The following is a 19,067-nucleotide window of genomic DNA, read 5'->3' on the forward strand; positions in this document are numbered from 1 at the left end:
CAATCTCGTCAGAAGGCAATAGCCCGGTGAAAACAGGCCACGCAAGGGTCACGCATTTTGCGTGAAAGCGCCCTCCAAAACAATGACGAGCCCGCTGATCAGCGACACAGCGAGCACCGATAGCAACAGGGTTTGGGCAATCCCAGATCGCTGTGCCATGATAGCCGGACCATCAAACAGGCATACTGGTTAATGACGCGATTCGCTTTTTTGCCGCTGTGCGGCGCCCTGCTGCTCAACGGCTGCGCCAGCAAGACACCGGCCCCGACACCCGCCGACCCCGAGCCACCTGCGGCAACCCAGAGCGCGCCGAGCTATGACAGTGAGACCCTGTCGGACCTGCTGGTAGCGGAAGTGGCCGCCCAGCGCCAGTCTCTGGGGGTGACGCTCGCCTATTACAGCCAGGCGGCCCGGACTACCGGCGATCCACAAGTGATCAGCCAGGCAGCACAACTGGCCCATTATCTGGAAGATCACCAGCAGACCCTGGCACTGAGCCAGCTGTGGCTGGAGACGGTCCCCGCCAACGAAGAGGCCCTGCAACTGGCCATTCTTTCGGAAATTCGCCTGGGCAACATCGACGCCGCCAGCCGCTATCTGGATACCCTGCTCGGCGAACACGGCGGCGACGCCCTGGGCCGGCTGGTCAGTCAGGCCCGTGGCCTGGATGCCCAGGGCAACCGGCAACTGGTGCAGGCACTGGCGCAACTTTCCGACCGCTACCCGAAACAGGCACCACTGTGGTACGCCCGCGCGCTCTGGCTGGAGCATGAAAACGATTACGCCGGCGCCCTGGAGGCAGATGAACGGGCGCTGGATCTGATGCCCCGCCACGAAGACGCCTTGCTACTCAAGGCCCAGTTACTGCACAAACTCGGCGAAGAAAAGCAGGCCCTGCGCCACCTGAAAAAACTGGTTCGCAAATATCCTCAGGCACGGCGCCCCCGGATTACCTACATCCGCATGCTGCTGGCCGCCGGTGAAACCGGCGCAGCAGAGAAGCAACTGTCCACCATGGCCGAGCAGCATCCGGAGGATCTGGATCTGCGCTTCTCGCTGGCTCTGCTGGCCCTGGAAGCCGGCGCCACCGAACCGGCCCGCCAGCAACTGCAGGCCCTGCTGGCGGAGAATTATCGCCCCGATGACATGCATCTCTACCTGGGCCAGGCCGCCGAACAGGCCGAAGAGCCGGCCCAGGCAGTGGACCATTACCTGAAAGTCCAGGGGCCCCAGGCCGTTCGCGCCAACGTCCAGGCGGCCCGCTTGCTCTACCAGCAAGGCAACAATGATCAGGCCAGCGCGCTGATGGCCAGCCTGGCCCAGCAGCATCCGGAGTTGGCCACCAGCCTCACCGTCACCGAAGCGGAAATGCGTAACACTATCGGCGACCCACAAGGCGCCCTTGTCCTGCTTGACCGGGCAGTGGAGACAGAACCGGACAATACCGAATTGCTTTACAGCCGGGCCATGATCGCGGAAAAGACCGGCGATATGGCAAAACTGGAAAGCGATCTGCGGCGGGTGCTGGCCATCGACCCAGACGATGCCAGCGCCCTCAACGCCCTGGGTTATACCCTGGCCAACCGCACCCAGCGTCTGGACGAAGCCTACGACTATATTTCCCGGGCTCTGGAATTACGCCCGGACGATCCGGCCATCCTGGATTCCATGGGCTGGGTACTCTACAAGCGTGGCGAGCTGGAAGCCGCCCGGGACTACCTGCGCCGGGCCTACGACAAATTCCCCGACCCGGAAGTGGCCGCCCATTACGGCGAAGTCCTCTGGGTACTGGGTGCCCAGCACCAGGCCCGCCAGGTCTGGCGCGACACCCTGAACAGTAACCCGGACGCCCCCCATATCCGTGAAGTCATGGAAAAACTCGGAGCCCGCCTGTGACCCTGAGCCCCACCCGCATTATCACCCTGGCGCTGATGGCCCTGGCCCTGAGTGCCTGTCAGTCGCGACACACCACCACTGACACCTTCGAGCACCCCAACCAGATCGACCGCTGGGCAATGAGCGGCAAACTCGGCTACCGCACCGCCAATGACGGCGGCAGTGCCTCCTTCGACTGGACCCAGAAACCCAATCGGGGGCAGATCCGCTTTTCCGGGCCGCTGGGGTTCGGTAGCGCCGACCTGCGCTGGGACAGTGGCCGCGCCGAACTGATTACCGCCAAGGAGCAATATCAGGCACGCAGCCCCGGCGAGCTGGCCTGGCACCTGACCGGCTTCTGGCTGCCGGTCTCCGCCCTGCAATACTGGGCCCGCGGCCTGCCCTGGCCCGGCGCCCATGGCGAGGCCGACTATGACGAAGGCGGTCACCTGCAAACTCTGCAGCAACTGGGCTGGAGCCTGGAGTTCGACCGATACCAGCCGGTAGCCGGCGTTACCCTGCCTTATCGCATCAAGGCGCGGCAGAACGGTAATCGCTTCACCCTGCTGATCAAGGACTGGCAGCCCGGCGCCGAAAAATGACCATGCTGACCCTTCCGGCCCCCGGCAAGCTGAACCTGTTCCTGCATATCACCGGCCGTCGTCCGGACGGCTACCATGAGCTGCAGACCCTGTTTGCCCTGCTCGATCAGGGCGACACCCTGCACTTCGCTCCGGCGGACACCCTGACCCTGGAATGCGATCAGGCCGGGGTGCCCACCGACCACAACAATCTGATCCTGCGGGCCGCCCATCTACTGCAGAGCCACACCGGCTGTCAGAAAGGTGCCCGCATCGTCCTGGAAAAACACCTGCCCATGGGCGGTGGCGTGGGCGGCGGCTCCTCCGATGCGGCCACCGCCCTGCTGGGGCTCAATGCGCTGTGGGGTCTGGACCTGTCCGAGGACACGCTGGCAGAACTGGGGCTGTCGCTGGGGGCGGACGTACCGGTCTTTGTGCGCGGCAACAGTGCCTGGGCGGAAGGGGTCGGCGAGCAAATCACCCCGGTTTCTCTACCAAACGACGTTTTTTTAGTCATTCATCCCGCAATTCATGTGTCAACTGCTCGAATTTTCGGCGACCGGCAATTGACAAGGGATACCCCCGTCAGTAAATTACCGGCCTCGCTTGAGGTGGTGCTGACCCGCGACTTTCGCAATGACTGTGAAGCGGCAGCAATACGGCAATTTCCAGAAATCGGGGAGTTGCTTCACTGGCTCAAGCAACATACGGGAAATGCCCGTATGACCGGCACTGGCGCTTGTTGTTTTGCACGCCTTGCCGGAGTGCAACAGGGGCAGCATCTGCTGCAACAGTTGCCACAACACTGGACAGGTTTCGTCGCTCGAAGCTGTAATACTTCTCCTCTCCACCAGATACTGGGAGAGACACTGGCGAAGTTTCGAGAGACACAGAATTCAGGAAAACCTGCTTAACGCAGACCTGAGACCGAGTGTTGGGGTATAGCCAAGTTGGTAAGGCAACGGGTTTTGATCCCGTGATTCCCAGGTTCGAGTCCTGGTACCCCAGCCATTTTCTTGCCCGGAGCCCTCCCCCCTTTCCTCGGAGGCTCCCGAAATTCACGACTCAAGAGGGACGCCAGTGTCCAAACTCGTCGTTTTCACCGGTAACGCTAATCCCGAACTGGCCCAGGCCATGGTCAAACACCTGAACCTGCCCATTGGCAACGCCGATGTGGGCACCTTCAGTGATGGTGAAGTGGCCGTGGAAATCCAGGAAAACGTGCGCGGCAAAGACGTCTTTATCGTGCAATCCACCTGCAACCCCACCAACAACAACATCATGGAGTTGCTGGTCATGGCCGACGCCCTGCGTCGTTCCTCTGCAGGCCGGATCACCGCCGTGATGCCCTATTTCGGTTACGCCCGCCAGGATCGCCGGGTGCGTTCCGCACGGGTACCGATTACCGCCAAGGTGGTCGCCGACATGATTACCGCCGTGGGCATCGACCGGGTTGTCACCGTCGACCTGCACGCCGACCAGATTCAGGGTTTCTTCGATATTCCGGTGGACAACGTCTACGCCACCCCGCTGATCGTGGCGGACATCGAACGCCAGAACCACGATGACCTGATGGTGGTATCCCCGGACGTGGGCGGTGTGGTTCGTGCCCGCGCCCTGGCCAAGCAGCTCAACGATGCCGACCTGGCCATCATCGACAAGCGCCGCCCCAAGGCCAATATTTCCCAGGTGATGCACATCATCGGTGAAGTGGAAGGCCGCACCTGTATCCTGGTGGACGACATGGTCGATACCGCCGGCACCCTGTGCAAGGCCGCCCAGGCCCTGAAAGACCACGGCGCTGCCAAGGTCTACGCCTACATTACCCACCCGGTACTGTCCGGCCCGGCCATCGACAACATCGCCAACAGCGCTCTGGACCAGCTGGTCGTCACCGACACCATCCCGCTGTCTGAAGCCGGCCGCGCCTGCGCCAACATCCGCGTGCTCAGCCTGGCGCCCATGCTGGCCGAAACAGTACGCCGGGTGAACAACGAAGAATCCCTGAGCGCCATGTTCGACCGGCTGGAGCTGGTGTAAATCAGCGGCAAGCATCAAGCTACAAGCTTCAACACGACATGAATTGTTGCCAGATTGAAGCCCCTGAGGCCGCGCACAGCTCCTGTGCGCGGCCTCTTTCATTCTAGGCCACCCCAATCCCAAACCGTGTTGCAGCTTGTAGCTTGTGGCTTGAAGCCCTTTCCGCTGGCACGCAGCGCCTTTTTCCTGCATAATCGCGCCCCCGCGGAATCCTCCGTGGCTTATCAACCTCTCTGGCCGACCTGGTCGCGGGACGCCCGAGAGCTTAATGGAGACATATCATGTCCAATGAATTCCAGCTATTCGCTGAAAGCCGCAGCGACATGGGGAAAGGTGCGAGCCGCCGCCTGCGTCGTCTGCAAGAACGTGTTCCCGGCATCATTTACGGTGGCAAAGACGAGCCGCAGATGATCAGCGTGGAACTGCGCGAACTGAAAAAGGCTCTGGAAACCGAAGCCTTCTACAGCCACGTACTGACCCTGAAACTGGATGGCACCGAGGTGCAGGCAGTCCTGCGCGATATGCAGCGTCACCCGGCCAAAGGTCACCCGATGCACGTGGATTTCCTGCGCGTCGACAAGACCCACAAGATCACCATGAACGTGCCCCTGCACTTCATCAATGAAGAAAGCTCCATTGGTGTGAAGAAACAGGGCGGCGAGATTCAGCACAACATCGCCGAGGTGGAGATCAGCTGTCTGCCCCAGAACCTGCCAGAGTTCATCGAAGTGGACATGGCAGCGGCCGAGCTGGACACCATTATCCACCTGTCCGATCTGAAACTGCCGAAAGGCGTGGAACTGACTCAGCTCGCGCTGGGCGACGACCACGACCAGCCGGTAGCCGCCGTTCACGCGCCGAAAGTCCGTGCTTCTGCTGACGACGAAGACGGCGAAGGCGAAGGCGAAGAAGCCGCTGGCGAGGAATAAGACGCACTGTGGCTGTAGCGGAACCGGTTCGACTGATCGTAGGCTTGGGTAATCCGGGCCGCGAATACGAGGACACCCGCCACAATGCCGGCGTCTGGTATGTGGACGCCCTGGCTCGTCGCCAGGGCGTTTTCCTTTCTGAAGACAAGAAATATTTCGGCCTTACCGGCACCTTTACCTTCGAAGGCGAAACGATTCGTCTGCTGGTTCCCACTACCTTCATGAACCGCAGTGGTCAGGCCACCGCCGCTCTGGCGAATTTCTTCAAGATTCCTGTCACGCAGATGCTCGTCGCCCATGACGAACTCGACCTGCCCCCCGGTTGTGCCCGCTTCAAACAAGGCGGCGGCCATGGCGGCCATAACGGTCTGCGCGACATCATCAGCAAGCATGGCAACAGCCGCGACTTCTACCGGCTACGCATCGGCATCGGCCACCCCGGCTCCGCCGACCGCGTCACCCCCCATGTCCTCAACAAACCCTCCCAGGCCGACCGTGACCTGATCGACCGCGCCATTGATGAAGCGGCTTACCACACCGCCGATATGCTGCGCGGGGATTTGAACGGGGCGATGAATCGGCTGAACGGGTTTAAAGCCTGACGGTAGCTTCTAGCTTCTAGCTTCTAGCTTCTAGCTTCTAGCTTGCAGGATTGTGCCCCAGCTAAAACGAAGCCCAGCCGCAATATCAGCTTTTCTTTTTCTCGTAGCTCGTAGCTCGTAGCTCGTAGCTCGTAGCTCGTAGCTGATTATTATCTATCCTGCGCGTACCTCGCCAACAGCCACTCCCCCGCCGGCCGGGCTCGCCATTTTTCGATCTGCTTGCGCAATGCCGGTGACAACGTGGTTTCATCGAACAGATCCCAGGGCGAGCCCTCCGGGCTGAGCAGTGGCGCCAGCATACTGGCGGCTGTGATGTCTGCGAGGCTGAAGCGGTCACCCACCAGATACTGCCCCTTGCCTTTCTTCAGCTCGCTCTCCAGGAGCGCCAAGGCCTCTTCCACCCGCTGCTCCGAGCGCATCACCCGTTGCGGGTTGATAGCGTAACCTCGACGTATTGCTTCGCGAACCAGCGGTTTCGCCAGCCGTTCCAGGGGAGAAGGCAGGCCGCAATCGCCCACCAGGGCCGTCATTACCTCCGGTCGATCAAGAATCTGACCGTACACCCAGCGCCGTACATGCACGCCGTAACGATCAAACTGCTGCTCCAGTTCAATGACCCGGGCTCGCGCATCACCGGCCTTGGGCAACAGCGACGGATCGGGGTAGTACTTTTCCAGGTAATAGGCGATTTTGGTGGAATCGCTCACCCGACGCCTGCCGTCGCGCAGCAACGGCACGGTATTGCCACGGGCCAGCCACTGGGTACGCACCCGATGCGCCACCGGCAGCAAATTGACCGTACGGTATGCCAGACCCTTGTGGTCCAGCTGCCAGCGGGATTTCTCGCAATAATGGGAGATGGGGAACTGGTAAAGAATACGCTCGGCCATGGTGACTCTTGTTCAGTTTTGCGGACTTGCAGTCTAGCCGCCCCCTGTCCCGTCGTTAGCGGCAACAGCGCCTGACACGTCCGTCCCGCCAGCAACCCGGCTTAACCTTGATCCTGCACCTGCCACGGTCGCTTTTTTGCCCCGGCTTGCGTAGCATTGCGGCCTCGAAAAACGGAGGTCTGTCATGGGTTTCAAATGCGGTATCGTCGGTCTGCCCAACGTGGGGAAATCCACCCTGTTCAACGCGCTGACCAAAGCGGGAATTGATGCCGAGAACTTCCCGTTCTGCACCATTGAGCCCAACACCGGGGTTGTACCGATTCCTGACCCGCGGATGGACAAGCTGTCCGCCATTGTCAGCCCGGAGCGGGTCATGCCCGCCACCATGGAGTTCGTGGATATCGCCGGCCTGGTAGCCGGGGCCTCCAAGGGCGAAGGCCTGGGTAACAAGTTTCTCGCCAACATTCGCGAAACCGATGCCATCGCCCACGTCGTGCGCTGCTTCGATGACGAAAACGTGATCCATGTGTCCGGCAAGGTCTCGCCGCTGGATGATATCGACATCATCAACACCGAGCTGGCGCTGGCCGATCTGGACACCGTGGAGAAGGCTCACCTGCGTGCCACCAAAGCTGCCAAGGGGCAGGACAAGGACGCCAAGGGCCTGCTGCCCGTGCTGGACAAGGTGCTGCCCGCCCTCAACGAAGGCCAACCGGCACGTTCCGTGGAGCTGACCGATGATGAGCGCAAGGCCATCAAGAGTCTCAACCTGCTGACTCTGAAGCCGACCATGTACATCGCCAACGTGGACGAAGGCGGCTTTGAAGACAACGCCCTGCTGGACGCCGTGCGCGAACTGGCCGAGAAGGAAAATTCCTCCGTGGTGCCGATCTGCGCCAAGATCGAATCGGAAATTGCCGAGCTGGACGACGAAGAGAAAGCCGACTTCCTGGCCGACCTGGGCATGGAAGAGCCGGGCCTGAACCGAGTCATCCGCGCCGGCTTCAGCCTGCTGGGCCTGCAGACCTACTTCACCGCAGGCAAGAAGGAGGTTCGCGCCTGGACCGTTCGCGTTGGCGCCACCGCCCCCCAGGCCGCCGGCGTCATCCACACCGACTTCGAGAAGGGGTTCATCCGCGCCGAAGTCACGGCCTACGATGACTATGTCGAAAATAACGGCGAGGCCGGCGCCAAGGATGCCGGCAAATGGCGCCTGGAAGGGAAGGAATACATCGTCAAGGACGGAGACGTAGTGCACTTCCGGTTTAACGTTTAAGCGCCCCCGGAATAAAAAAAGCCGCACCCTCCCAGGCGCGGCTTTTTTGTTTCCGCTGTTAACTATTCACTATTAACTGTTAACTGCTTTTCAGTCCGTGCCGCCGGCATTCACCGGCTCGAAGTCTTCATCCTTCAACTCCGGCAGCTTCTCGTCGCAACCCTGAATCCCCTGCTTCTTGAGATTATTGCAGACCCGGTCCAGCTTGTTGTCCACTGCGTGCATGTGATCCAGCAGAAGGTGGATGGCTTCAGCCACCGGATCGGGCATGTCGTTGCTGACACCATAGGCTTGAAAACCGATCTTCTCTGCCATTTCCTGACGGTTCTTTTCCGTCTCGGTAATCGGCTTACTGACCACCCGGCCGGGAATACCTATCACCGTTGCCCCTTCCGGCACTTCCTTGGTGACCACGGAGTTGGAACCGATCTTGGCGTTCTTGTGTACGGTGAATGGGCCCAGCACCTTGGCACCGGCACCGACCACCACGCCATCTTCCAGGGTCGGGTGACGCTTGCCTTTGCTCCAGCTGGTACCACCCAGCGTGACGCCATGATAGAGCGTCACGTCATCGCCAATTTCTGCGGTTTCACCAATCACCACTCCCATGCCATGGTCGATAAAGAAACGTCGACCGATTTTGGCGCCGGGATGAATTTCGATGCCGGTCATCCAGCGGGCGAAGGTGGAAACAAAGCGCGCCAGTTGCTTGAAATTGCGCCTCCACAGGCCATGGGCAAGACGATGAAACAGCACCGCATGCAGGCCCGGGTAATTCAGCAACACCTCAAGCGTGTTGCGCGCCGCGGGGTCCCGGTGGAATACCGACGCGATGTCCTCGCGTACTCGATCAAACATAGATACCTCGTCTCAGGTATAGCCGGTTGGATAACACGGGGAGCGTTTGCTACTTCCCGTCATTGCGCGGCATTTTTCTTTCCAGCGCCACCAGCACACCACGCAGAATACTCATTTCCATTTTGTCCGGTCGCGCGCGCATAAACAAACGGCGCATGCGCGTCATGACCTGGCCAGGCTGCTGAGGATTGAGGAAACCGCTCTGCGCCATGACCTTTTCCAGGTGATCCAGGAAACCGGCCACCGCTTCGTTGCTGGCCAACGGCTCATCCCAGAACATCTCCGGCAGCGGCATGGCCTCGCGACGGGAACGGGATTCCTTCAGATCGAAATCATCGCCCAGCAGAGCCATGCGCAGCTCGTAACTGATTAATTGGACCGCCGACGCCACATTCAAGACCCCGTACTCGGGATTGGTGGGCACGCTCACATGCAGATTACAGCGGCGCAACTCGTCATTGGTGAGCCCCCGGTCCTCACGACCGAACAGCACCGCAATACGGGTGTCATCGGGCTCGTGGGACAATTGCGCCGCCAGCTGCCGGGGCGTCAGACAGGGCCAGGGAATGCGCCGCTGGCGGGCGCTGGTGCCGATCACCAGGGTGGCGCCCTCCAGAGCCTCATCCAGCGTCTCGCAGACCTGGGCGGCTTCCAGCACGTCTCCTGCCCCGGAAGCCCGGGCAGTCGCTTCCACGGACGGATAATCACGGGGCTGGATGAGCCTCAGGTCCGACATGCCCATGGTTTTCATGGCCCGGGCTGCGGCACCAATATTGCCGGGATGGGTGGTTTCCACCATCACGATACGCACATTTTCTAGCATGAGAGGTACCTGTACACGGGTCTGGCCGGAAAAGGCGGCAATGTTATCATGGGAATCACTGAATAATCCCTTAAGTGGCGCCTAACGCTGCCCTGATCGCGCAGGCTCTGCTACAATCCGCGCCCCGGTTTATTTGGCCGGGCGTTCTTTGACAGCCCTAATACTTTTTTGAGGACAGATGCATGCATGCGCCGCAAGTGAATATTGCCCTGCGAGCCGCCCGTCAGGCGGGTAACCTGATTCGTCGTGCTGCCGAAAGCAATGACCCGTTATCTGTCAGCAAGAAAGGGATGAACGACTTCGTCACCGAAGTGGATCGGGCCGCCGAACAACGCATCATCGAGGTGATCCTCAAGGCCTACCCGGATCACAGCATCCTGGCCGAAGAATCCGGCGAAACCCGCGGCAAGGGTGACGGGGCCGAATATCAGTGGGTGATCGACCCGCTGGATGGCACCACCAACTTTATCCACGGCTTCCCGCAGTACTGCGTCTCCATCGCCCTGAAATACCGGGGCAAGCTGGAGCACGCGGTGATTTATGACCCCAATCGGGATGAAGAATTTACCGCCAGCCGCGGCCGTGGCGCCGCCCTCAACGGTCGCCGTATCCGCTGCACCAACCGCCCCGGCCTGGAAGGCTGCCTGATCGGCACCGGCTTCCCGTTCCGCAAGGACCAGGCGCCGCACATGGACGCCTACCTGGGCATGTTTGCCGACATCGCTGCTGCCACCGCTGGCCTGCGCCGCCCGGGCTCTGCTGCGCTGGATCTGGCCTGGCTGGCCGCCGGCCGCCTGGACGGGTTCTTCGAATTCGGCCTGTCCGAGTGGGACCTGGCCGCCGGCGCCCTGCTGATCACCGAAGCCGGTGGCCTGGTAGGCGACCTGAGCGGTGGCCACAAATTCCTGGAAAGCGGCGGCATCGTCGCCGGCAGCCCGAAAGTCTTCAAGGGCCTGCTGCAGAAGATCAAACCGCACCTGAACGAGAGTTTGCGTCGGTAGATCCTCTACTCTCACGCCTCTGTAGGAGCGCCGCTTGAGGCGCGAATAGGCAAAAATCCGAGGCGAGTACCGAGAAGCGAGTCGCGAAAGGCGATACGTACTTCGGTTTTGATTTTCGTTACTCGCTTCTCGCTTCGTATCATTCGCGTCTCAAGCGGCGCCCCTACGGCGAGATTGTTACCCTTCCACGCCAACCCCTCCCATCTTTTCCTTAGACCCCGAACCGATTTTTCTCTTCCGGCATGGACATCTGCCCTTGCTTTGCTAGCGTAATACGCAACACGGTGCAAAAAGCTCGGGAGATGTACGATGACGGTTACCCTCACTGACAACGCCCTGTTTCGCCAGCAGTGCTATATCAATGGCCACTGGTGCGATGCGGATGACGGCGCCACCTTCACCGTGACCAACCCGGCCACTGATGAAAGCCTGGGCACCTCGCCGCGCATGGGCGAAGCAGAAACCCGCCAGGCCATCGATGCCGCCCACAGGGCTTTTCCTGCCTGGCGGGATATGGCCGCCGCGCAACGGGCCGTTTTGCTGGAGGCCTGGTACGACCTGATGATGGAACACCAGGACGACCTGGGTCGACTGATGACCCTGGAGCAGGGCAAGCCCCTGGCCGAGGCAAAAGGCGAAATCGCCTATGCCGCCTCTTTCCTGAAGTGGTTTGCCGAGGAAGCACGGCGCGCCTACGGCGATACCATTCCTGCCCCCAAGCCGGGCCAGCGGATTGTGGTGATCAAGCAGCCCATCGGCGTCACCGCCGCCATCACGCCATGGAACTTTCCCTCCTCCATGATCACCCGCAAGGCCGGGGCAGCTCTGGCAGCCGGCTGCACCATGGTGGTCAAACCCGCCAGTGCTACCCCCTACTCCGCCCTGGCCCTGGCCGAGCTGGCCGAGCGCGCGGGCATTCCCGCTGGCGTGTTCAATGTAATTACCGGCAGCGCGGGGGCCATTTCCACCGCCCTCACCGACTCGCCCATTCTTCGCAAGCTGAGCTTTACCGGGTCCACGGAAGTGGGCTCCAAGCTGATGGCTCAGTGCGCCAAGCACATCCAGAAAGTATCCCTGGAGCTGGGCGGCAACGCGCCCTTTATCGTGTTTGACGATGCCAACCTGGACAAGGCCGTGGAAGGCGCCATGGCCAGCAAGTTCCGCAATACCGGTCAGACCTGCGTGTGCGTTAACCGCTTCCTGGTTCAGGACAGCATTCACGACGCTTTCGTGGAAAAGCTGAAAACCGCCATTGAGGCCATAAAAGTCGGTGATGGTCTGGAAGACGGCGTCAGCCAGGCGGCCCTGATCAACCGCGATGCCGCCGACAAGGTCATGGAGCATCTGGAAGATGCCCTGGGCAAGGGCGCCAAAGTAGTTACCGGCGGTCAACGTCATCAGCGCGGTGGCAACTTCGTGCAGCCCACCCTGATCACCGGCGTGACCACCGATGCGAAGCTCTGCCAGGAAGAAACCTTTGGCCCGCTGGCTGCTGTGATTCCATTCCGCACGGAAGAGGAGGCCATTCGCATTGCCAACGACACCCCCTACGGCTTGGCTGCCTATTTCTACAGCGACAACATCCACCGCTGCTGGCGCGTGGCAGAAGCCCTGGAAAGCGGCATGGTGGGCGTTAACGAAGGGCTGATCTCCAACGCTGCCGCGCCCTTCGGCGGGGTCAAGGAATCCGGCCTGGGTCGTGAGGGCTCCCACCAGGGCATGGACGAGTACCTGGAAGACAAGTACCTGTGTATGGGTAGCTAACGACAGCTTCACGAGACAGGCTGCACGCTGAATGCTGACGCATTGCTTGCAGTAACCGCAGCGCTTCATTTACGCACACAGGCTTGCATCGCGGGCACACATTGCCGCCACTGCCAAGACACAGCCTGCGTTGCAGCGTGGAGAAAGTGACCTGCAGCTGATTAGGAGGCGGAATGGGACAAGCGTTGAACATCGCCCTGCTCCCCGGTGACGGCATCGGCCCGGAAGTCATGGACGTGGCGGAGGCAGTGCTGGACCTGCTGATCCAGCGCTACCGGCTGCCGTTGGAGCATACCCGCTTTGACTGGCCGTCCCACGCCTGGCATCAGAGCCATGGAGAGATGATGCCCAGCGACGGGGTCGCACAGCTACGCGAATTTGATGCCATGCTGCTGGGCGCTCTGGGCGACCCGGGGCCGCTTGAAGACCCTTCCCGTTTTGTCCTTTCCGACAGTGTCTCGCTGGCACCATTGCTGGCCCTGCGCAAACAGCTGGACCTGTGGGCTTGCGAACGCCCGGCCCGCTGGCTACCCGGCTCGCCCCAGTATCTTGCCGACCCGCGCGCCCGGGAAGTGGACATGCTGGTGATCCGCGAAAACAGTGAAGGGGAATACAGCGGCCAGGGGGGGCGGCTCGCCCCGGGCACGGCACAGGAGGTGGCCACCCAGGTAGAAGTGTTCACCGCCCGCGCCACCGAACGGCTGATTCGCCACGCTTTCCAGCGGGCCCGTCAACGGGCCACCCAGCGGGAAATGCCGCGCCAGTTCAAAGACGACAAGCACGCCCAGGTGTGCCTGATCACCAAGCGCAATGCCCAGCCCTTCTGGGGCGACCTTTATACGGACACCTTTCACCGCATCGCCGCCGAGTTTCCCGATGTGGACATCCATCACGAGCTGGTGGATGCCGCCTGCATGAAGTTCGTGCAGTGCCCCTGGCGCTTCGACGTCGTCGTCGCCAGCAATCTGCACGGCGACATTCTTACTGACCTGGCGGCGGTGCTGTGTGGCGGGCCGGGACTGGCGCCATCCGCCAACCTGAACCCGAATGAACCGGCCCTGCCGGCCCTGTTCGAACCCGTTCACGGCAGCGCTCCGGATATTGCCGGCCAGAACTTGGCCGACCCCCGCGCTACACTGATGAGCTTGGCCATGCTGCTGGACAATCTGGCCCACCATCACCCGGCCATCGGCAGCGCGGCACAACATCTGCATGACCTTATCCAGGCAGACTTGGCTCGAGAGGCGGACGGTGAAGCCTTTTCGGGTACCCGGGAAACCGGACAACGGCTATGCCAATGGCTGGCAGCCTGAAGCGGCGCTGGCAAGCCAACAACAGAAAGGAGGCACTATGAGTCACCTGTCCCCCCTGCTGGTGCAATCCAGCGGTATTTGTGCAGAGCGCGGCGAAGGAAACTGGCTCTACGACCAGGAAGGCAACCGCTGGCTGGATTTCACCTCCGGTATCGGCGTGACCTCCACCGGACACTGCCACCCCAAAGTGGTGGCCGCCGCTCAGGAGCAGGTCGCCAAACTGGTGCACGCGCAATATGCCACCGTCAAACATCCCAACCTGCTTGAACTGACCGACCGGCTCTACAAGCATCTACCCGCACATATGGATGCTATCGCGTTTTCCAATTCCGGCAGTGAATCCGTGGAAGCGGCATTTCGCCTGGCACGCCAGGCTACCGGTCGCCCCAACATTGTGGTGTTTCGGGGCGGCTTCCATGGCAGAACCATGGGGGCGGCCTCGCTGACCACCTCCAACAACAAGGTGCGTACCGGCTGGGCACCACTGATGGCGGGCGTGTCGGTGGCTCCCTTCCCGCATTCCTACCGCTATGGCTGGGACGAAGACACCACAGTGGACTTCTGCCTGGAAGAACTCGACCACGTGATGATTACCGAGTGCAATCCCAAGGACACTGCGGCCATCATCATCGAGCCGGTTCAGGGTGAATATGGCTACTACCCGGCGCCGAAACGCTTCATGGAAGGCCTGCAGGCACGCTGCAAGGAACACGGCATCCTGCTGATTGTGGACGAAATCCAGGCCGGCTACGGGCGTACCGGCAAGTTCTGGAGCCACGAACACAGCGGGGTATCCGGCGACATCCTGATTACCGCCAAGGGGCTGGCCAGCGGTTATCCGCTGTCTGCCATCGCTGCCAGCAAGTCACTCATGGACAAGGGCTACCCCGGCTCCCAGGGCGGCACTTACGGCGCCAATGCGGTTGCCTGTGCCGCAGCCATCGCCACCCTGGACGTGATCGAAGAAGAAGGGCTGGTAGAGCACGCCCGTGTAATGGGTGACTACCTACTGGAAAAACTCGTTGCCGTTCAACAGGATTTCCCCTGCATCGAAGAGATACGCGGCCAGGGTCTCATGCTCGGCGCCGAGATCACCAGCTCACCGGGCGTTGCGGATGGCGACCACGCGGCTGCCATACTCAAGGCCTGCGAGGACGATGGTGTCCTGCTGCTTCGCTGTGGTCACAAGGGCCAGGTGGTGCGCTGGCTTCCTGCACTGAATGTGACCCGCGAGGAAATCGATATTGCCGTGGGCGCCTTCGCCAAGGCGCTGGCCAGCACGTGCAATAATCAGGATAAACGCTGCCCAGGCTGCAAAAGCTGAAATCGAAAACCACCGGAAAGTGAAAGAGTCACATTATGAGCAAACCGGTAATTACGGTACTGATGGCCGAGGATGAGCCCACCATGCCCGGGCTTGAAGCCCTTGAGGGGCAAGCGGTGGTTCGCGAGGCCCGGCATCGGGGGGAGCTGGAAGCGGCACTTCCGGAAACGGAAATCCTGTTGGTGACGGATTTTCGCACCGACATGCTGCAGGAAGTCTGGCCCGATCCCTGCAAAATACGCTGGATACATGCCACTAGTGCGGGGGTGGATGCTCTGATGATTCCACCGGTGCGTGACAGCGATATTCCTGTCACCAATGCCAGGGGTATCTTTGACCGCGGTATTGCCGAATATGTACTCGGCGCCCTGCTACTGTTTGCCAAAGACACGCTCACCAACCTGTCTTTGATGAAGGAGCATCGCTGGCAACATCGGGAAACCCACCTGCTGCGAGGCAGCCGGGCTTTGGTTGTGGGAGCCGGCTCCATTGGCCGGGAGGTGGCAACCGTACTGGGTGCCATGGGCGTCAGTGTGGTGGGCACCGCCCGCAACGCCCGTGAGGATGCGGCTTTCGAGCGGGTTCATGCCCAACAGGAGCTACCTGATCTTCTCCCGGAAGCAGACTACGTCATCATCACGGCACCCCTGACACCGCAGACCGAAGGGCTGTTCGACGCCGACCAGTTCCTGCGCATGAAGCCTGGCGCGGTATTGGTCAATGTGGGGCGCGGCCCGATCGTGGAAACATCGGCGCTGCTTGCCGCCTTGCAAAGCGGACGCCTGGGCGGGGTCGCTCTGGACGTATTCGAAGAAGAACCCCTGCACGCCAACCACCCTCTCTGGGATGAACCCAACGCCATGTTATCCGCCCATATGGCCGGTGACTTTATTGGCTGGCGCGCTGCGCTGGGGCAGCAATTTGTTGATAACTTTCAACGCTGGCAAAAGGGAGAGCCCCTGAAAAACCCGGTCAGCAAGGAACACGGCTATGTCAGTAATGCCTGAGGCACGAGCCTGACGACGGCCACCAGCAGCATACTGCGCAGAGCAAGAGAGGATATTCGCGTCAACCAGGAGTGATGTCGATGAGCAAGGAACTACTGACCATGAGCGCCCAGGCGCTGAAAACCGCCTACCACACCGGCGCCTTATCCCCAGTGGAGGTTTGCTCCAACCTGTTGGACCATATCGAAAAGCATGATCAGGCGCTGAATGCCTGGTGCCTGATTGACCGCGACACCACCCTGCAATGGGCGCGGGAATCAGAACAACGCTATCAGCAAGGTACATCAGAAGGGTTGCTGGATGGCGTGCCTGTGGCCGTCAAGGATGTCTTCCTCACCCCCATGTGGCCGACACTGAAAGGCTCAAAAACCATTGATCCGGCCTCTACGCTGAACAAGCGCTCCCCGGCGGTAGCCGCGCTGGAACGCCATGGTTATGTCCCTCTGGGCAAGACCACGACGCCTGAATTCGGCTGGAAAGGGATTACCGATAGCCCCATGTGCGGGCCCACCAACAACCCCTGGGATCCATCTAAAACCGCCGGGGGGAGTAGTGGCGGCAGTTCCGCCGCGGTTTCCGCAGGCATGGCCCCACTGGCTCTCGGCACCGATGCCGGCGGCTCCATCCGCATCCCCGCCAGCTTCTGTGGCATCGTCGGCCACAAACCGACCTTCAGTGAAGTTCCTCACTGGCCCGCAAGCCCTTTCGGCACGCTCGCCCACGCTGGCCCCATGACGCGCTCGGTAGCGGATGCGGCATTGATGATGAACGTGATGTGCGAAGCCGATGCCCGAGATAGCCTGGCCGCGCCCCGCCGTCATATCGATTATCTGGCGGCTCTGGACCAACCCATGAAGGGGCTGAAAATCGCCATGAGCACCAATCTGGGTTATGTGGATGTGGATCCGGATATCGAGAAAGCGTTCCAGGATGCCGCCAAGGTATTCGAAGATCTGGGCGCAATCATCACCGAGGCTGATCCCGGATTCAGCAACCCGCTGGCCGCGTTCAGTCACCTCTTCTATAGCGGTGCGGCCAATGCCATGCGTGATCTCGGTGAGCGCCAACGTAGCCTGATGGACCCGGCGCTGATTGAAGTCGCTACCAAGGCCGAGAAACTCTCCATGCTGGATTATCTGGGCGCCATGAACGAGCGAATGGCGGTCAGTGAACGCATGGCGGTCTTCCACACCAAATACGATCTGCTGATCACCCCGACGCTGCCCCTGGGGGCGTTCGACACCAACCGCGAAGTGCCGGTGGACTGGCCCAGCACCCGCTGGCCCACCTGGACCCCCTTTACCTATCCGTTCAACCTTACCGGCCAGCCTGCACTGTCAGTACCCATGGGGCTGGACAGCAACGGTTTGCCCATGGGGCTGCAGATTGTGGGTGCGCGTTTCGATGATGCCCGGGTCCTGGCCGCCGGCCACGCCTTCGAGCAAGCCAAGCCGTTTACCGTGTTGCCACCGTTGCTGCAAAACTAAAAAAGGTCTTTGCGAGGGGCATAGTCGACGCCTCTACAGAGCAGCGAATCAAAGAGAAGGAGCACATGATGGGCAATATCAATCTGGATACGGATTTCTACGAAAGCGAAGACCCGATCTGGAATCCGGCGCTGCTCACCATTCCGGTGCCTGGCATTCGCCGCATGGTGAATCTGGCATCGGACCTGGATAACGTGATTCACCTTTCCATTGGCCAACCGGACTTCAAGCCACCTGACCATGTGATCCAGGCCGCCGTGGACGCCCTGAACGCGGGGCAGACCGGCTACACCATGGACGCGGGTCTACCGGAACTGCTCGAAGCCCTGGCCGAATACTACAGCCACCGATACCAACGCCCCTTGGTGCCGGAAAACCTGATGATCACCACTGGCGCCACGGAGGCAATCTACCTGGCGCTCACGGCCACTTCCGCACCCGGGCGGGAGTTCATCGTCCCCGACCCGTCGTTCATGCTTTACGGCCCCCTGATCCGCATGAATGGCGGCACTGTAAAGAGCATTGCCACCCGCGCAGAGAACAATCACCAACTGGACCCCCAGGAAGTGATTGATGCCATGGGTCCAAATACCTTTGCTGTGGTACTCAACTCCCCCAGCAACCCCACCGGGACCATCTATCCACGGGAGACCATCGAAGCCATCGTGGAAGAAGCGGCCTACCGGGGCATTCATGTGATCAGTGACGAGGTCTATGACCACCTGATCTATGATGGTCGGGATTACCCCAGCGTACTGTCATGCTGCTCGGACCTGGACCATGTCATGGTCATCAGCAGTTTCTCGAAAACGTTTTCCATGGCCGGCATGCGCATTGGCTGGCTGATCGGCAGCCAGGGCGCCATCAAGAAGCTGCGGCGCTACCACATGTTCACCACCACCGTGGCCAACACTCCCTGTCAGTGGGCCGGGGTCGCCGCCCTGCGCGGCAGCAATGATTTCATTGACAGCATGGTGTCGGAATACCAGCACCGCCGGGACCGGCTGGTGGAACTGGTGGGCCAGACCCCACACCTGACCGGCTACCGACCGGACGGTGCGTTCTACCTGTTCCCCTCCCTGCCGGACGGCGTGGATGGCGCCAACGTGGCCCTGAAGCTGCTACGTGAAACCGGCGTCTGTACCATCCCCGGCGACACCTTCGGCGAAGCCGGCAAAAACGCCCTGCGCATCAGCTATTCCACCTCCCTGGACCAGATCGAAGAAGCTTTCGAACGCATCATCCCATGGATGAAAAAACAAAATTTCGGGTAATAAAACACCAAAACGCCAGACAC

The 19,067-nt window shown here is 60.9% G+C and carries 17 protein-coding genes and 1 tRNA gene; 15 read left to right on the forward strand and 3 right to left on the reverse strand.

Features of this window, described 5'->3' with window-relative positions:
* The first annotated feature begins 192 nt into the window (after positions 1 to 192).
* The 7 genes from ACMG4N_RS15510 to pth all read left to right on the forward strand — a co-directional run bounded on the left by ACMG4N_RS15510 (position 193) and on the right by pth (position 6,027).
* The gene (locus tag ACMG4N_RS15510) at positions 193 to 1,896 is read left to right on the forward strand and encodes a tetratricopeptide repeat protein (RefSeq protein WP_414432338.1); all 1,704 of its coding nucleotides are present in this window, start codon (positions 193 to 195) and stop codon (positions 1,894 to 1,896) included.
* Positions 1,893 to 2,477, forward strand: coding sequence for a lipoprotein insertase outer membrane protein LolB (gene lolB / locus ACMG4N_RS15515; protein ID WP_414432339.1), 585 nt, complete (start codon positions 1,893 to 1,895; stop codon positions 2,475 to 2,477). Before ACMG4N_RS15510 ends, lolB begins: the two co-directional genes overlap by 4 nt.
* Positions 2,474 to 3,370 (forward strand): 4-(cytidine 5'-diphospho)-2-C-methyl-D-erythritol kinase, encoded by an 897-nt coding sequence (gene ispE / locus ACMG4N_RS15520; protein ID WP_414432341.1) that lies wholly within the window; start codon positions 2,474 to 2,476, stop codon positions 3,368 to 3,370. Before lolB ends, ispE begins: the two co-directional genes overlap by 4 nt.
* A gap of 21 nt (positions 3,371 to 3,391) precedes the next feature.
* A tRNA-Gln gene (locus tag ACMG4N_RS15525) sits at positions 3,392 to 3,467 on the forward strand.
* A 69-nt stretch (positions 3,468 to 3,536) separates the two neighbouring features.
* Positions 3,537 to 4,496, forward strand: coding sequence for a ribose-phosphate diphosphokinase (locus ACMG4N_RS15530; RefSeq protein WP_035248141.1), 960 nt, complete (start codon positions 3,537 to 3,539; stop codon positions 4,494 to 4,496).
* Positions 4,497 to 4,777: 281 nt separating this feature from the next.
* A complete protein-coding gene (locus tag ACMG4N_RS15535) occupies positions 4,778 to 5,425 on the forward strand; it encodes a 50S ribosomal protein L25/general stress protein Ctc (RefSeq protein WP_297767268.1) in 648 nt (215 codons plus the stop codon).
* A gap of 8 nt (positions 5,426 to 5,433) precedes the next feature.
* Positions 5,434 to 6,027, forward strand: coding sequence for an aminoacyl-tRNA hydrolase (gene pth, locus ACMG4N_RS15540; protein WP_297767270.1), 594 nt, complete (start codon positions 5,434 to 5,436; stop codon positions 6,025 to 6,027).
* A gap of 149 nt (positions 6,028 to 6,176) precedes the next feature.
* Here pth and ACMG4N_RS15545 read toward each other — a convergent pair whose 3' ends face one another.
* On the reverse strand, positions 6,177 to 6,917 hold the full coding sequence (locus tag ACMG4N_RS15545; RefSeq protein WP_297767271.1) for a glutathione S-transferase family protein: 741 nt from the start codon (positions 6,915 to 6,917) through the stop codon (positions 6,177 to 6,179).
* A gap of 184 nt (positions 6,918 to 7,101) precedes the next feature.
* On the opposite strand from ACMG4N_RS15545, the gene ychF reads away from it, so the two are divergent.
* On the forward strand, positions 7,102 to 8,193 hold the full coding sequence (gene ychF, locus ACMG4N_RS15550) for a redox-regulated ATPase YchF (protein WP_272974918.1): 1,092 nt from the start codon (positions 7,102 to 7,104) through the stop codon (positions 8,191 to 8,193).
* A gap of 90 nt (positions 8,194 to 8,283) precedes the next feature.
* Here ychF and cysE read toward each other — a convergent pair whose 3' ends face one another.
* Together cysE and ACMG4N_RS15560 are read right to left on the reverse strand one after the other, a co-directional pair.
* The gene (gene cysE, locus ACMG4N_RS15555; protein ID WP_035248149.1) at positions 8,284 to 9,051 is read right to left on the reverse strand and encodes a serine O-acetyltransferase; all 768 of its coding nucleotides are present in this window, start codon (positions 9,049 to 9,051) and stop codon (positions 8,284 to 8,286) included.
* Positions 9,052 to 9,100: 49 nt separating this feature from the next.
* On the reverse strand, positions 9,101 to 9,874 hold the full coding sequence (locus tag ACMG4N_RS15560; RefSeq protein WP_297767276.1) for an RNA methyltransferase: 774 nt from the start codon (positions 9,872 to 9,874) through the stop codon (positions 9,101 to 9,103).
* A gap of 182 nt (positions 9,875 to 10,056) precedes the next feature.
* Here ACMG4N_RS15560 and ACMG4N_RS15565 point away from each other — a divergent pair, with 182 nt between their 5' ends.
* The 7 genes from ACMG4N_RS15565 to ACMG4N_RS15595 all read left to right on the forward strand — a co-directional run bounded on the left by ACMG4N_RS15565 (position 10,057) and on the right by ACMG4N_RS15595 (position 19,044).
* A complete protein-coding gene (locus tag ACMG4N_RS15565; protein ID WP_297767278.1) occupies positions 10,057 to 10,875 on the forward strand; it encodes an inositol monophosphatase family protein in 819 nt (272 codons plus the stop codon).
* A 309-nt stretch (positions 10,876 to 11,184) separates the two neighbouring features.
* Complete coding sequence (locus ACMG4N_RS15570; protein ID WP_414432345.1) at positions 11,185 to 12,639, forward strand: NAD-dependent succinate-semialdehyde dehydrogenase; 1,455 nt, start codon at positions 11,185 to 11,187, stop codon at positions 12,637 to 12,639.
* A gap of 173 nt (positions 12,640 to 12,812) precedes the next feature.
* Entirely contained in the window at positions 12,813 to 13,952 is a 1,140-nt protein-coding gene (locus tag ACMG4N_RS15575) for an isocitrate/isopropylmalate dehydrogenase family protein (protein WP_297767282.1), read from the forward strand.
* Positions 13,953 to 13,989: 37 nt separating this feature from the next.
* Complete coding sequence (locus ACMG4N_RS15580; RefSeq protein WP_297767284.1) at positions 13,990 to 15,276, forward strand: aspartate aminotransferase family protein; 1,287 nt, start codon at positions 13,990 to 13,992, stop codon at positions 15,274 to 15,276.
* 35 nt (positions 15,277 to 15,311) lie between these two features.
* Positions 15,312 to 16,283, forward strand: a complete 972-nt coding sequence (locus tag ACMG4N_RS15585; protein ID WP_297767286.1) for a D-2-hydroxyacid dehydrogenase — start codon at positions 15,312 to 15,314, stop codon at positions 16,281 to 16,283.
* 80 nt (positions 16,284 to 16,363) lie between these two features.
* Positions 16,364 to 17,770: an amidase gene (locus tag ACMG4N_RS15590; protein ID WP_414432348.1), complete on the forward strand. Its 1,407-nt coding sequence runs from the start codon at positions 16,364 to 16,366 to the stop codon at positions 17,768 to 17,770.
* 65 nt (positions 17,771 to 17,835) lie between these two features.
* A complete protein-coding gene (locus ACMG4N_RS15595) occupies positions 17,836 to 19,044 on the forward strand; it encodes a pyridoxal phosphate-dependent aminotransferase (protein ID WP_297767290.1) in 1,209 nt (402 codons plus the stop codon).
* Positions 19,045 to 19,067: the final 23 nt, after the last annotated feature.

It is taken from the genome of Alcanivorax sp. IL2, from assembly GCF_047495475.1.
GTDB lineage: Bacteria > Pseudomonadota > Gammaproteobacteria > Pseudomonadales > Alcanivoracaceae > Alcanivorax.

Coding starts and splice junctions, on each gene's coding strand:
- ACMG4N_RS15535 (WP_297767268.1), top strand. CDS start 4,778: ATGTCCAATGAATTCCAGCTATTCGCTGAAAGCCGCAGCGACATGGGG.
- ACMG4N_RS15575 (WP_297767282.1), top strand. CDS start 12,813: ATGGGACAAGCGTTGAACATCGCCCTGCTCCCCGGTGACGGCATCGGC.
- cysE (WP_035248149.1), bottom strand. CDS start 9,051: ATGTTTGATCGAGTACGCGAGGACATCGCGTCGGTATTCCACCGGGAC.
- ACMG4N_RS15560 (WP_297767276.1), bottom strand. CDS start 9,874: ATGCTAGAAAATGTGCGTATCGTGATGGTGGAAACCACCCATCCCGGC.
- ACMG4N_RS15570 (WP_414432345.1), top strand. CDS start 11,185: ATGACGGTTACCCTCACTGACAACGCCCTGTTTCGCCAGCAGTGCTAT.
- ACMG4N_RS15565 (WP_297767278.1), top strand. CDS start 10,057: ATGCATGCGCCGCAAGTGAATATTGCCCTGCGAGCCGCCCGTCAGGCG.
- ACMG4N_RS15595 (WP_297767290.1), top strand. CDS start 17,836: ATGATGGGCAATATCAATCTGGATACGGATTTCTACGAAAGCGAAGAC.
- ychF (WP_272974918.1), top strand. CDS start 7,102: ATGGGTTTCAAATGCGGTATCGTCGGTCTGCCCAACGTGGGGAAATCC.
- ACMG4N_RS15510 (WP_414432338.1), top strand. CDS start 193: ATGACGCGATTCGCTTTTTTGCCGCTGTGCGGCGCCCTGCTGCTCAAC.
- ispE (WP_414432341.1), top strand. CDS start 2,474: ATGACCATGCTGACCCTTCCGGCCCCCGGCAAGCTGAACCTGTTCCTG.
- ACMG4N_RS15590 (WP_414432348.1), top strand. CDS start 16,364: ATGAGCAAGGAACTACTGACCATGAGCGCCCAGGCGCTGAAAACCGCC.
- ACMG4N_RS15580 (WP_297767284.1), top strand. CDS start 13,990: ATGAGTCACCTGTCCCCCCTGCTGGTGCAATCCAGCGGTATTTGTGCA.
- ACMG4N_RS15585 (WP_297767286.1), top strand. CDS start 15,312: ATGAGCAAACCGGTAATTACGGTACTGATGGCCGAGGATGAGCCCACC.
- ACMG4N_RS15545 (WP_297767271.1), bottom strand. CDS start 6,917: ATGGCCGAGCGTATTCTTTACCAGTTCCCCATCTCCCATTATTGCGAG.